This window comes from Caulobacter sp. GW821-FHT10C03, from assembly GCF_059415485.1.
This window is the reverse complement of sequence record NZ_JBWKNI010000038.1, coordinates 1-12,012: the sequence shown is the minus strand read 5'-3', so window position 1 is coordinate 12,012 and position 12,012 is coordinate 1. Positions and strand designations below refer to the sequence as shown.

14 protein-coding genes are annotated in these 12,012 nt (G+C 67.1%); 3 read left to right on the top strand and 11 right to left on the bottom strand.

Annotated features, from left to right (window positions below; genetic code table 11):
- The 4 genes from AC07NG_RS25605 to AC07NG_RS25590 all read right to left on the bottom strand — a co-directional run.
- A partial coding sequence (locus AC07NG_RS25605) for a biotin/lipoyl-containing protein (protein WP_494597204.1) occupies nt 1-344 on the bottom strand: 344 nt, incomplete at its 3' end.
- Between the two features lie 147 nt (nt 345-491).
- A complete protein-coding gene (locus AC07NG_RS25600; RefSeq protein ID WP_494597202.1) occupies nt 492-1,844 on the bottom strand; it encodes a pyruvate dehydrogenase complex E1 component subunit beta in 1,353 nt (450 codons plus the stop codon).
- Nucleotides 1,841-2,872 carry a pyruvate dehydrogenase (acetyl-transferring) E1 component subunit alpha gene (gene pdhA, locus AC07NG_RS25595; protein WP_492856096.1) on the bottom strand — a complete coding sequence of 344 codons (1,032 nt, stop codon included), beginning with the start codon at nt 2,870-2,872 and terminating at the stop codon, nt 1,841-1,843. Before pdhA ends, AC07NG_RS25600 begins: the two co-directional genes overlap by 4 nt.
- Before the next feature lie 175 nt (nt 2,873-3,047).
- Nucleotides 3,048-3,344, bottom strand: a complete 297-nt coding sequence (locus AC07NG_RS25590) for an FtsB family cell division protein (protein WP_058348879.1) — start codon at nt 3,342-3,344, stop codon at nt 3,048-3,050.
- Nucleotides 3,345-3,736: 392 nt separating this feature from the next.
- Between AC07NG_RS25590 and AC07NG_RS25585 the strand changes: the two genes are divergently transcribed.
- Both AC07NG_RS25585 and AC07NG_RS25580 read left to right on the top strand, forming a co-directional pair.
- Nucleotides 3,737-4,318: a hypothetical protein gene (locus AC07NG_RS25585; protein WP_492856097.1), complete on the top strand. Its 582-nt coding sequence runs from the start codon at nt 3,737-3,739 to the stop codon at nt 4,316-4,318.
- A 35-nt stretch (nt 4,319-4,353) separates the two neighbouring features.
- Nucleotides 4,354-5,244: an alpha/beta hydrolase gene (locus AC07NG_RS25580; protein ID WP_494597199.1), complete on the top strand. Its 891-nt coding sequence runs from the start codon at nt 4,354-4,356 to the stop codon at nt 5,242-5,244.
- Nucleotides 5,245-5,319: 75 nt separating this feature from the next.
- On the opposite strand, the gene eno is transcribed toward AC07NG_RS25580, so the two are convergent.
- From eno to secG, 7 genes are all read right to left on the bottom strand, one after another.
- Nucleotides 5,320-6,600, bottom strand: a complete 1,281-nt coding sequence (gene eno, locus AC07NG_RS25575) for a phosphopyruvate hydratase (RefSeq protein WP_110122082.1) — start codon at nt 6,598-6,600, stop codon at nt 5,320-5,322.
- A 108-nt stretch (nt 6,601-6,708) separates the two neighbouring features.
- Nucleotides 6,709-7,710 (bottom strand): retroviral-like aspartic protease family protein, encoded by a 1,002-nt coding sequence (locus tag AC07NG_RS25570; RefSeq protein ID WP_494597197.1) that lies wholly within the window; start codon nt 7,708-7,710, stop codon nt 6,709-6,711.
- A 226-nt stretch (nt 7,711-7,936) separates the two neighbouring features.
- Nucleotides 7,937-8,119: a 50S ribosomal protein L32 gene (gene rpmF, locus AC07NG_RS25565; protein ID WP_110122084.1), complete on the bottom strand. Its 183-nt coding sequence runs from the start codon at nt 8,117-8,119 to the stop codon at nt 7,937-7,939.
- Nucleotides 8,120-8,230: 111 nt separating this feature from the next.
- Nucleotides 8,231-8,521 (bottom strand): type II toxin-antitoxin system RelE/ParE family toxin, encoded by a 291-nt coding sequence (locus AC07NG_RS25560; protein ID WP_494597194.1) that lies wholly within the window; start codon nt 8,519-8,521, stop codon nt 8,231-8,233.
- On the bottom strand, nt 8,518-8,757 hold the full coding sequence (locus tag AC07NG_RS25555) for a hypothetical protein (protein WP_494597192.1): 240 nt from the start codon (nt 8,755-8,757) through the stop codon (nt 8,518-8,520). Before AC07NG_RS25555 ends, AC07NG_RS25560 begins: the two co-directional genes overlap by 4 nt.
- Nucleotides 8,758-8,812: 55 nt before the next feature.
- Nucleotides 8,813-10,465, bottom strand: coding sequence for a CTP synthase (pyrG, locus tag AC07NG_RS25550; protein WP_110122085.1), 1,653 nt, complete (start codon nt 10,463-10,465; stop codon nt 8,813-8,815).
- 88 nt (nt 10,466-10,553) lie between these two features.
- Nucleotides 10,554-10,979, bottom strand: coding sequence for a preprotein translocase subunit SecG (gene secG, locus AC07NG_RS25545; RefSeq protein WP_487289424.1), 426 nt, complete (start codon nt 10,977-10,979; stop codon nt 10,554-10,556).
- A 143-nt stretch (nt 10,980-11,122) separates the two neighbouring features.
- Here secG and AC07NG_RS25540 point away from each other — a divergent pair, with 143 nt between their 5' ends.
- Nucleotides 11,123-11,638, top strand: coding sequence for a GNAT family N-acetyltransferase (locus tag AC07NG_RS25540; RefSeq protein WP_494597189.1), 516 nt, complete (start codon nt 11,123-11,125; stop codon nt 11,636-11,638).
- Nucleotides 11,639-12,012 lie beyond the last annotated feature (374 nt).

Genomic DNA, 12,012 nt, shown 5'->3' with positions numbered 1-12,012 from the left:
GCCGGCGCGGGCGCGGCGGCGGGAGCCGCGGCAGCGGCGGCCTTCGGGGCCTCGGCGACAGCGGCGGCGGGCGCGGCGGTCGGAGCCGGCGCGGGGCTCTCGCCCTCACCCGCCAGCTTGGCGATCAGCGCGTTGACCTTGACGTTCTCGGTCCCGGCGTCGACCAGGATGGCTTCGATCACGCCCTCATCGACGGCTTCGACTTCCATGGTCGCCTTGTCGGTCTCGATCTCGGCGATGACGTCGCCGGCCTTGACGGTGTCGCCGACCTTGACGTGCCACTTGGCGAGGGTGCCCTCTTCCATGGTGGGCGACAGGGCGGGCATCAGGATGTCGATCGACATTTGAGCTCTTTCCTCAAGCGTTCGGAACGATGTCGGCCCCGATGGTGTGCCGGGCCGTCGTCCTCGATACCCCGCCCTGGGGCGGGATGAATTCGTTGACCGAGACGATGCGGCCCCCGCCCGTCAGGAGCGGGGGCCGCGCCGGTCTCAGCGGTAGCAGACCGTCTTGGCCGCCTTGACGATCTTGTCGACCGACGGCAGCGACAGGGCTTCCAGGTTGGCCGCATAGGGCAGCGGCACGTCTTCCTGGCAAACCCGCAGCGGCGGGGCGTCCAGGTAGTCGAAGCCGAACTCCGTGATGCGGGCGACGATCTCGGCGCCGACGCCCATCGGGCCCCAGCCTTCCTCGACCGTGACCAGGCGGTTGGTCTTCTTGACGCTTTCCAGGACCGTGGCGTGGTCCATCGGACGGATCGTCCGCAGGTCGACGACCTCGGCCGAGATGCCTTCGGCGGCCAGCGCTTCAGCAGCCTGGAGAGCGAAGCCCACCATGCGGCTGTAGGCGACCAGGGTCACGTCCGTGCCCTGACGGCGAACCTTGGCCTTGCCGATCGGCACGACGTAGTCCTCGACGTCCGGGATGTCGAACTCGTGCCCGTACATCATCTCGTGCTCGAGGAAGACGATCGGGTTCGGGTCGCGGATGGCGGCCTTCAGCAGGCCCTTGGCGTCGGCCGCGTCGTACGGCGCGATGACCTTCAGGCCCGGGATGTTGCCGTACCAGGCCGCGTAGTCCTGGCTGTGCTGGGCGCCGACGCGCGAGGCCGCGCCGTTCGGGCCGCGGAACACGATCGACGACTTGATCTGGCCGCCCGACATGTACAGCGTCTTGGCCGCCGAGTTGATGATGTGGTCGATCGCCTGCATGGCGAAGTTCCAGGTCATGAACTCGACGATGGGCTTCAGGCCCGCCATCGCCGCGCCGACGCCCATGCCGGCGAAGCCGTGCTCGGTGATAGGGGTGTCGATGACGCGCTTGTCGCCGAACTCCTGCAGGAGTTCGCGGCTGACCTTGTAGGCGCCCTGGTACTGGGCGACTTCCTCGCCCATCAGGAACACGCGGTCGTCGCGGCGCATCTCTTCGGCCATGGCGTCGCGCAGGGCGTCGCGCACGGTGATCTTCTTGGTCGGCGTGCCTTCCGGCAGTTCCGGGTCCGCGAAGTTCGAGGCGGCGGCGATCGGGGCCGGAGCCGTCGAGGCCACCGGGGCGGCTTCGGCGACGACCGGGGCGGCGGCGGGAGCGGCCGACGCCGAGGCGCCGTCTTCACCGGCCAGCTTGGCGATCAGGGTGTTGACCTTGACGTTCTCCGAGCCGGCGGGAACGAGGATAGCCTCGATCACGCCCTCGTCGACGGCTTCGACTTCCATCGTCGCCTTGTCGGTCTCGATTTCGGCGATCACGTCGCCGGCCTTGATGGTGTCGCCTTCCTTGACGAGCCATTTGGCCAGGGTGCCTTCCTCCATGGTGGGGGAAAGCGCGGGCATCAGGATGTCCGTCACTCGGCGGCCTCCAGGTATACGTCGGTGTAGAGTTCGGAGGGATCCGGCTCGGGGCTGGTGCGGGCGAACTCGGCCGCTTCGGCCACGATGCGCTTCACTTCGCCATCGACGGTCTTCAGATCGTCCTCGGTGACGCCGGCCGCGGCCAGGCGTTCCTTGATGTGGTCGATCGGATCGCGGGTCGTCTTGACCTCGTCGACCTCTTCCTTGGTGCGGTACTTGGCCGGGTCGGACATCGAGTGGCCGCGATAGCGGTAGGTCTTCATCTCGAGGATGTAGGGACCCTGGCCGCTGCGGGCGTGCTCGCTGGCGCGGGCGCCGGCTTCACGCACGGCCACCACGTCCATGCCGTCGACTTCCTCGCCCGGGATCCGGAACGAGACGCCGCGCTTGTGGAAGGCGGTTTCCGACGCCGAACGCTCGACGCTGGTGCCCATGGCGTACTGGTTGTTCTCGATCACGTACACGACCGGCAGCTTCCACAGCTGGGCCATGTTGAAGCTCTCGTAGACCTGGCCCTGGTTGGCCGCGCCGTCGCCGAAGTAGGCGTACGAGACGTTGCCGTTGTTCTTGTAGTGGTTGGCCAGCGCCAGGCCGGTGCCGAGCGCCACCTGGGCGCCGACGATGCCGTGGCCGCCGTAGAAGCCGGTCTCGATGTCGAACATGTGCATCGAACCGCCCTTGCCGCGCGACGAACCGCCAGCGCGACCGGTCAGCTCGGCCATGACTTCCTTGGGATCCATGCCGGCGGCCAGCATGTGGCCGTGGTCACGGTAGCCCGTGATGATCTGGTCGCCCTTGTGCTGGATCGACTGCATGCCGACCGCGATGGCTTCCTGACCGATGTAGAGGTGGCAGAACCCGCCGATCAGGCCCATGCCGTACAGCTGGCCGGCGCGCTCTTCAAAGCGGCGGATCAGCAGCATGTCCTGATAGAATTTGAGAAGCTCTTCCTTGCCGACGAAGGCGTTGACACCGGTGTCGGCGCCCTTCTCCGTCGAGGCTTCACCCTTGCGCGTTCGCGCCATTAAACTCTCCCTGGCCAATCACCATAACGGCCTTCATCTCAGAGGCTTCCGTCGCCGCCGCTGTGCGGCTTTCCGGCGCAGGATAGCGCTCATGTTGACGCCGAGACCGCCCTCCAGGTCGCAACCTGAAGTGTGGTCTACAAGACAGCCTCGGACCGGTGTGAACCGACCCAGCTCAGCGCTTGGTGCGGATCACGTAGTCCTTGGGATCGGCGTATCCAAGGAGGGAACGCGCACGTTCCTCCAGGAGATCGGCCGACAGGCTGCCGCTGCGTAATAGACGAGCCCGAGCCTCCAGGTCCATCCTCTCAGCGCGGATCTTCTTAAGTTCCATCGTCTTGGCGGCCAAGTCCGCGTTGCGTTGAGACGAGGAAAGCAGGCCTCTCTCGCCCGTCAGAGCGTGAAAGACGAAGTACGTGATCAGGAGAAGGAGCGCCGCGGTCGGCAGGTAGGGTTGCAGTCGAGCGAACATCGGCGAATCCCGGACAGGGAGGTTCAGGCTGCCAGAACGTGCTTAACACGGTCTAAATCCCCAACCCTGCAAGGGGCTTGCAAATAGCTCGCGAGCAGGCTCAAAATACTTTCAAATGAGACCGTTTCAGGGGCATCGAGATACCGCATCGCGGCATTTCGTTCGCAGCCGCGAGAACGGTTAAAACCTCTGTTTTTCTAAAGGCGGCCGAGCTTTTAGAAAAAATGTGGTCGGTCTTTTTTGATCGAACACCGGTCACGCCTGTTTTGAGGGCGCCCTCGCCTCAGAATCGCCGCTGTGACGCTTTTGACTTGCCACTTAAGATTGATCAGCCGCGCGCGCCGCGTGTGAAATCAGCGTCGGCAATGCGTCTCGAGGGGGAGAGAAACGACATGCTTCGCAGACACGCTCTGGCGGGCCTCGCCATCACCGCCCTGGCGCTGCCGGCGGCGGCCCGACAGCGCAGCGACGACGGCGTCGTGAAGGGCCGCAAGGGCGGACCCAACATGATCAAGGGCGACCCGCCCAGGCTCGACTTCGGCGGCGGGCTGTTGATCCCGATGAACGCCTCGATCTTCAAGACCCTGTGGGAGGGCGAGGACCGCTGGGTGACCTATGGCCGATCGGTGGCTCGCCAGGAAACACGAGCCATGCAGCAGGCCGAAGTCGCCGCCACCGGCACGATGAAGCTGATGCTGCTGACCCAGGCCTTCGCGCCCGAACGCCTGGTGCGGTTCGAGACCTGCGGCTGGCGCGGCAGGACGGGCGACGCCAAGGACCTGGTGCTGGGCGAGATCGCCCTGCCCGGCCGTCCGGTGATGCCGACCACCGACCGCGTCAGCGGCGCGGCGACCGGCGCCGAGACCGACGGCCTGGGCGAGGACGCCTGGCACGCGGTGACCGGCTACATGGTCATGAAGAAGGACGTCACCCTGGCCGATGTGAAGGCCCGGGCGCAGCTGATCGAGGGCTGAGACGCTCGCCCTATCCCATGGTTGGAGACGCCTTGATGGACCGCGACTGGAATCGCCGCCGGTTGATGGCGGCCGGCGGCGCGCTGGCTTTCGGCGCGGCAGGCGCGGCCAGAGCCGAGACCGCCCCGGCAGTCCTGCCCCTGTGGCCCGGCCCGGCGCCGGGTGGAGAGCGCGTGACGGGCGAAGAGCGGCGCGTGGCCTACAACTGGCCCGACGGCCGCGTCGACTACAGCATCGAGGGCGTCACGAACCCGACGCTGACGCTCTATCCGCCGGCCGGGACCGCCAAGCCGAAGGCGGCGGTGCTGGTCATTCCCGGCGGCGGGTTCAGCAAGGTCGTGGCCGACAAGGAAGGGCACGAGGTCGCCCGCTGGCTGGCCGCCAACGGCGTTTACGCCGGCGTACTGGTCTATCGGCTGCCGAAGGATCCGTGGGCGGCCCGTTTCGACGCCCCGTTGCAGGACGCCCAGCGCGCGCTGCGGCTGCTGAGAAGCCGGACCAGCGCTCCCATGGTCGGCGCGCTGGGCTTCTCGGCCGGCGGGACCCTGGCCGCGGCCCTGGCCTCGCGCGGAGCCGCCGCCCTCTATCCGCCGATCGATGGCCTGGACGCGGCCCCTTCCCTGCCCGACTTCATCGGCCTGGGCTATCCGTGGCTGACCCGGCCCAAGGCTCCGCCGCAAGCGACGCCCTTCCACGGCTTCGACGGCCCCACGAGGGCCTTCCTGTTCCACGCCGAGGACGATCCCAAGGTCTCGGCGGACAACAGCCGGGACGCGGCGCGCGACATCGTCGCCCAGGGCGGGACCGCCGAACTGCACGTCTTCCCGACCGGCGGCCACGGCTTCGCCCTGCGCTCGCGCCCGCCGGCGCCGGAGACCGCCTGGAGCGGGCTGTTCCTGGCCTGGTTGGGCCGCCTGCCCGCCTGAGGATCGGACACGAAAAAGCGCGCCGGGCGGACCCGGCGCGCTCTTCTCGTTCAGCTTGGACCGCGGTCCGCCCGATCAGCGGCCCTTGAGGGCGGCGCGACCGGCGTAGACGCCTTGGTCTTCCAGCTGCTGCTCGATGCGCAGGAGCTGGTTGTACTTGGCCAGCCGGTCCGAACGGGCCAGCGAGCCGGTCTTGATCTGACCGCAGTTCAGGGCCACGGCCAGGTCGGCGATGGTGCTGTCCTCGGTCTCGCCCGAGCGGTGGCTCATGACGCTGGTGTAGCCGTGGCGGTGGGCCAGATCGACGGCGTCGATGGTTTCCGACAGGGTGCCGATCTGGTTGACCTTGACCAGGATCGAGTTGGCCAGGCCCTGGTCGAGGCCGATCTGCAGGCGCTTGGGGTTGGTCACGAACAGGTCGTCGCCGACCAGCTGGACCTTCTTGCCCAGGGTGTCGGTCAGCAGCTTCCAGCCGGCGAAATCGTCTTCGGCCATGCCGTCCTCGATCGAGGCGATCGGGAACTTGGAAACGAGGTCGGCCAGGTAGTCGACCATCTGCGACGGGTCGAGCGACTTGCCCTCGCCTTCCAGCTCGTACTTGCCGTTCTTGAAGAACTCGGTCGAGGCGACGTCGAGGCCCAGCAGGAAGTCGTCGCCGGCCTTGTAGCCCGCGGCTTCACCGGCCTTGACGATGAAGTCGAGCGCGGCTTCGGCCGAGGCGAGGTTCGGGGCGAAGCCGCCTTCGTCGCCGACGTTGGTGTTGTGGCCGGCGTCCTTCAGAGCCTTCTTCAGGCCGTGGAAGATCTCGGCGCCCATGCGCAGGGCTTCGGAGAAGCTGGCCGCGCCGGTGGGCAGGATCATGAATTCCTGGATGTCGATCGGATTGTCGGCGTGGGCGCCGCCGTTGATGATGTTCATCATCGGGGTCGGCAGGACGCGGGCGTTCACGCCGCCGATGTAGCGGTGCAGCGGCAGGCCGGCCGACTCGGCGGCGGCCTTGGCCACGGCGAGCGAGACGCCGAGGATGGCGTTGGCGCCCAGGCGGGCCTTGTTCGGCGTGCCGTCCAGGCCGATCAGCAGGCTGTCGATGCGGCGCTGGTCTTCGGCGTCGACGCCCGACAGGGCGTCGAAGATCTCGCCGTTGACGGCTTCCACGGCCTGGCGGACGCCCTTGCCGAGGTAGCGCGACTTGTCGCCGTCACGCTTTTCGACGGCTTCGTGAGCGCCGGTCGAGGCGCCCGACGGCACCGCGGCGCGACCAAAGGCGCCGTCCTCGAGGACGACGTCGACCTCGACCGTCGGATTGCCGCGGCTATCGAGGATTTCGCGGGCGATGATGTCGACGATCTCGGTCATGGGAGCTCCCGAAAGAAAAGGCGCTTCCCCTTAGCCGCGCCGCCGCTTCGCCGCAACCAAGACCGGCGTTCGGCAGGATCGAAGTTCCGTTGCGTCAGCGCTTTGTCGTCACGCCCGCAGGACCGGCGGCCCGCCCGAACCGAGGCGGAACAGCAGTTGCTCGGCGCCGAAGTCGAGCTCGACCCGGGCGAACAGCTTCAGCACGTCCACGCCCAGCAGGAGCGCCGGCTTCTCGTTGATCTTCCAGTGATCGAAGATGTGCAGCTCGGCGAAGACCACGGCCAGGTTGGTCATCCGCAGGTCGCCCATGTTCATCGACCGCAGGACCCGGTACTCGCCGATCGTCTCGCCGCCCGCCACGCCCAGCAGGCGCACGGCTAGGGCCGGATCGGCGCCGCGCCGCTGCCTAGCCTGGATCGCCCGGGACAGGGCCATGTTGCCGATCGACGAGCCGGCGCCGGAATCGATGAAGGCCAGCGTTCGGATGTTGTTGACCCGGCAGTTGACCACGGTGAGCCGCCCGAAGCGCTGATCGGCCTCGATCTGCACCTCCTGGTTCCGTCTGGAGAACCGATATTCCGGCGTGCTGTGACGGACCTCCAGGCGCTTTCGCTTGAAGTCCATGACCACCGAGCGGTCCTGCAGGATGTCGATCCCCAGCAGGCCGTCTCCGCCGACTCGCTCGGCCGCCAGCACCGGCAGTTCGACATCGGCCAGGCGCGCGTCGCCGGTGGACAGGTGAGCGATGCGGGCCGTCGGGGTGATCGCCGAGCCGCCGATGCCGTGGACGATGACGTCGCGACCACGCGGCAGGTCCAGGCGGGCGGCGAGCGTTTCGGAGATCACCGAGCGGTCGGCGCCGGAATCGACCACGAAGCGGTACTGGCCCTGGCCGTTGATCTGGGTTTCGACGGTCATCCGTTCCGATTCGTCGATGCCGGTGTCGATGACGTAGAGCGGCAAGGCGGGCGTCGCCGGGGGCGGGACGACGGTCGGAGAAGCCAGCGAAACGGCCTGCGGCGCCTGGCCGGGGGAGAAGGCGTGGACGAGCGAGGGCGCGGCGGCGAACGATGCGCCGAGGCCGCACGCAAGGGTGCGACGCGTGAACATGGCGAACCTCCCAGTCCGCCGGAGTCTGATCACGCCATTCTCGGCGCTGACCGCGCTCCTGGCTTTTTTGGGATCGTCCCAGTGGCGATCCGAAGCCCACTCTAGCACCGCTTGGTGCGCCCCACGACGAAAAGCGCCGCCCAGGCGAGCTGGGCGGCGCTTTCGAAGCGTCAGACGCTAAATCCTGGAGCGCTCGCCGGTTCGGCGGGCGCGTCCGAGAAAGACCTTAGTCTTCCTTCGGGGTCAGGATCTGCTTGCCGTTGTACAGGCCGGTCTTCAGATCGACGTGGTGCGGACGACGCAGCTCGCCGGTGTCCTTGTCCTCGATGAACGAGTTAGCGCCCAGGGCGTGGTGCGACCGGCGCATGTTCCGGCGAGAAGGCGAAGTTTTTCTTTTGGGAACGGCCATCGAAGTGACTCTGCTCGCTGAGCGTGAAAATCGGAAGCGGCGACTCGGGAAAGCCCAGGTCGCCGCGTGAGGGCGCGCTTATGCCTGAATGTCGCTTTCAACGCAACAGGGTTAGAGCCGAGGTCCGTAATCGCTGCGTTCATCGAGAATTCTGACGATCACGACGCGTCCTGGCTCGTCGCGATAGAAGACGATGTGAGGCCCCGATTTCACCCGTCTCATGCCCGGCCGAGACGCGCCGACCAGCGGGTGACGCTCGGGGTTCCTGCCGATGGCCAGCACCCGCCGCATGAGGTCGTCGAGATAGCGTCGATGGCGCTCCGGGCTCCAATCGGCGCCGCTCGCGCTTCGGACCGATTCGAGATCCGACCGCGCCAGGGCCGAGACGATGACCGGTTTCACGGGGCCTTGAAGAAGGCTTCGACCTCTTCGGCCGTCTTCAGCTCGGTGAAGCGGCCGTCGCGGATGTCGGCCTCGCCGGCGTCGAGCGCTCGCTGGACGTCTTCGGAAAGACCGCCGGAGCGCTCGTCCAGCAGGCTGATCGCGTCGGCGACCAGCTCGTTGGCGTCACGATAGCCGCGCTCGGCGACCTTCTCGCGGATCAGCGTTTCCAGCTCGGGCGACAGGGAAAGGCTCATGAGGTGATGCTACCCCCTCGCCTTTCCCAAGCCAATGGCTGGCGCCCGAGGGGGCTCAGACCAGTCGACCGTGCTCCTTGGCCGCCGCGATGAAGCTGGCGAACAGAGGGTGCGGGGCGAACGGACGGCTCTTCAGTTCCGGGTGGAACTGAACGCCGATGAACCACGGATGGTCGTCGCGCTCGACGATCTCGGGCAGCACGCCGTCCGGAGAACGGCCGGTGAGCTTGAGACCCGCCTCCTCCATCTTGTGGCTGTAGCCGATGTTGACCTCGTAGCGGTGACGATGGCGCTCGACGATGTCGGTCTCGCCATAGATCTCGGCGACCTTGGAGCCCTGCTGCAGGACGGCGTCATAGGCGCCCAGGCGCATGGTGCCGCCCAGGTCGTCGCCGGCCTTGCGCGAGACCATCTCGTTGCCCTTGATCCACTCGGTCATCAGGCCGACGACCGGGCGCTCGGTGGGACCGAATTCGCTGGAGCTGGCGTCGGTGATGCCCGCGACGTTGCGCAGGGTCTCGATGACGGCCATCTGCATGCCAAAGCAGATGCCGAAGTATGGCACCTTGCGCTCGCGGGCGAACTGGGCCGCCCGGATCTTGCCTTCCGCGCCGCGCTCGCCGAAGCCGCCGGGCACCATGATGGCGTGGGCGTTCTCGAGACGGGCCGCGGCCGCGTTCTCGTCGCCCTCGAAGGTCTCGCTCTCGACCCAGTCGAGGTTGACCTTGACCTTGTTGGCCAGACCGCCGTGGTGCAGGGCCTCGATGAGGGACTTATAGGCGTCCTTCAGCACGGTGTACTTGCCGACGACGGCGATGGTCACCTCGCCGTCCGGATGCTGGACGGTGTGGTCGATGGCTTCCCAGCGCGACAGGTCGGGCTTGGGCGCGTCGTGCATGCCGAAGACGTCGAGCACTTCGGCGTCGAGGCCTTCCTTGTGATAGTCGATCGGCACCGCGTAGATCGAGGCGCTGTCCATGGCCTGGATCACGGCGCTGGGGCGCACGTTACAGAACTGGGCGATCTTGCGCTTTTCCTCGACCGGGATGTCCTGCTCGCAGCGGCAGAGCAGGATGTCCGGCTGGATGCCGATCGAGCGCAGTTCCTTGACCGAGTGCTGGGTCGGCTTGGTCTTCATCTCGCCGGCCGTCTTGATGAACGGCAGCAGGGTGAGGTGCACGTAGCAGCTCTGGCCGCGCGGCAGGTCCTGGCGCAACTGGCGGATGGCCTCGAAGAACGGCAGGCCCTCGATGTCGCCGACCGTGCCGCCGATCTCGACGAGCACGAAGTCGACGGCCTTCTGGCCGGTCTCGTCCATGGCGGGCGAGAGAACGAAGTCCTTGATCTCGTTGGTGACGTGCGGAATCACCTGGACGGTCGCGCCCAGATAGTCGCCGCGGCGCTCCTTCTCGATGATCGTCTTGTAGATCTGGCCGGTCGTGATGTTGTCGGCCTTCTTGGCCGACACGCCGGTGAAGCGCTCGTAGTGCCCCAGATCCAGGTCCGTCTCGGCCCCGTCGTCGGTGACGAACACCTCGCCGTGCTGATACGGGCTCATGGTGCCCGGATCGACGTTCAGATAGGGGTCGAGCTTGCGCAGGCGGACGGTGTAGCCGCGAGCCTGCAGGAGAGCGCCGAGCGCTGCGGAGGCGAGGCCTTTTCCAAGGGAGGAAACCACGCCGCCGGTGATGAAAATGTACCGCGTCATGGGCGCTCAGATTACCCGCGATTCGGCGATCGCGGCGAAAAGACCGACGTTCATAAACAAGTTTCGCTTCCGAGCCTGAGCCCCGCCCTTATTGGGCGGGGGTCTGAGCCGGAGCCGGAGCAGTCGTGACCGGAGCCGCGGGCGCCGGAGCGCCGAGCTGCGGGGTCGGGGCCTGGATCGGCGCCGGCGCGGTCGTGGCGGGAGCGGCCGGGGTCGCGGGCGCGTTCAGGGTCTTGGTGTCGAGATTGTCGATCTTCAGCTTATCGACGACCGAATCAGCGCTGCCGATGCGACCGGTCAGAATGGTCAGCACCAGGCTGATGACCAGAAACACCGAGAACAGGATCCAGGTCATCCGGGTCATGAAGTCGCCGGCCCCGCGGGCGGTCATGAAGCTGCCCGCCCCACCGCCGCCCATGCCGAGCGCGCCGCCTTCCGAACGCTGGAGCAGCACGAAGCCGATCAGCGCGATGCAGACGATGATGTTGATGGCCAGCAGGATGGCGATGAGCATGACGAAACAGTTCTCGATTCAGTGCAGTCAGAGGACCGGCTGCGAAAAACGAAGCGGCCCCTCTACCACTACCGGCGCGCGCACGCCATAGGTGGGGCGACGGCCTGCCAACTCAAGTTCCCCAATCCAGTTTTAGGGCGCGCATGATTCTCGAGACCGAACGCCTCACCCTGAAGCCCCTGGTCGCCGAAGACGCCCCGCTGATCTATCCGTTCCTCAGCGATCCGGAACTGATGGCGCACTGGGACCGGGCCCCGCTGGAGGATCCCGACGAGGTCGCCGCCTGCGTGGTCGGCCAGGTCGAGGACATGCAGGCCGGGACCGCGCTCCACTGGACCATCCGCCTGACCGCGACCGGCGCCTTCGTCGGCGCCTGCGAGTTCGTCGAGATCGACGAGCGCCGCCACCGGGCCGAACTGCGCTTCATCGTTGCCCGCGAGGCCTGGGGCAACGGCTACGCCCAGGAGGCGGTCAGCGCCCTCCTCGCCCACGCCGCCGCCAGCGACCTCAAGCACGTGGTCGCCCGCACCCAGGTCGGCGACGCCCGCGCCGAGAAGCTGCTGGAACGCCTGGGCTTCAAGGGCGCGGCCTATCTGAAGGGCCAGGTGGATCGCGACGGCGAGCGCCGGGACGGAAGGCTTTACGGATTGGAACTGTAGGGTCCTTCTCCCCTTGCGGGAGAAGGTGGCGGCCGAAGGCGTCGGATGAGGGGTTTCTCGGATGGGAGACGCCTCCGTCCGGCCTGACCGCCATCCGCGGTGTTGAGATCTGAGAGACCCCTCACCCGACCTGCTTCGCAGGCCACCCTCTCCCGCAAGGGGAGAGGGAACGGGTGGACGATCTCACGCGGTGAACCGCTGAGCTGATGAAGGAGAGCGGAGCGCCCGGGCGACGCCCGGAGGTGCTTTGTATTGTTACCGTTTCGACGAAGCCGTGCGCTCCGCGCGGTCGTTGGACTGCCGGCTTCCCGGGCGGCGGCGCTCTTAACGCCTTACCAGGACCGCCTTCGAGGTTTCCCTTTCAGACGGCGACG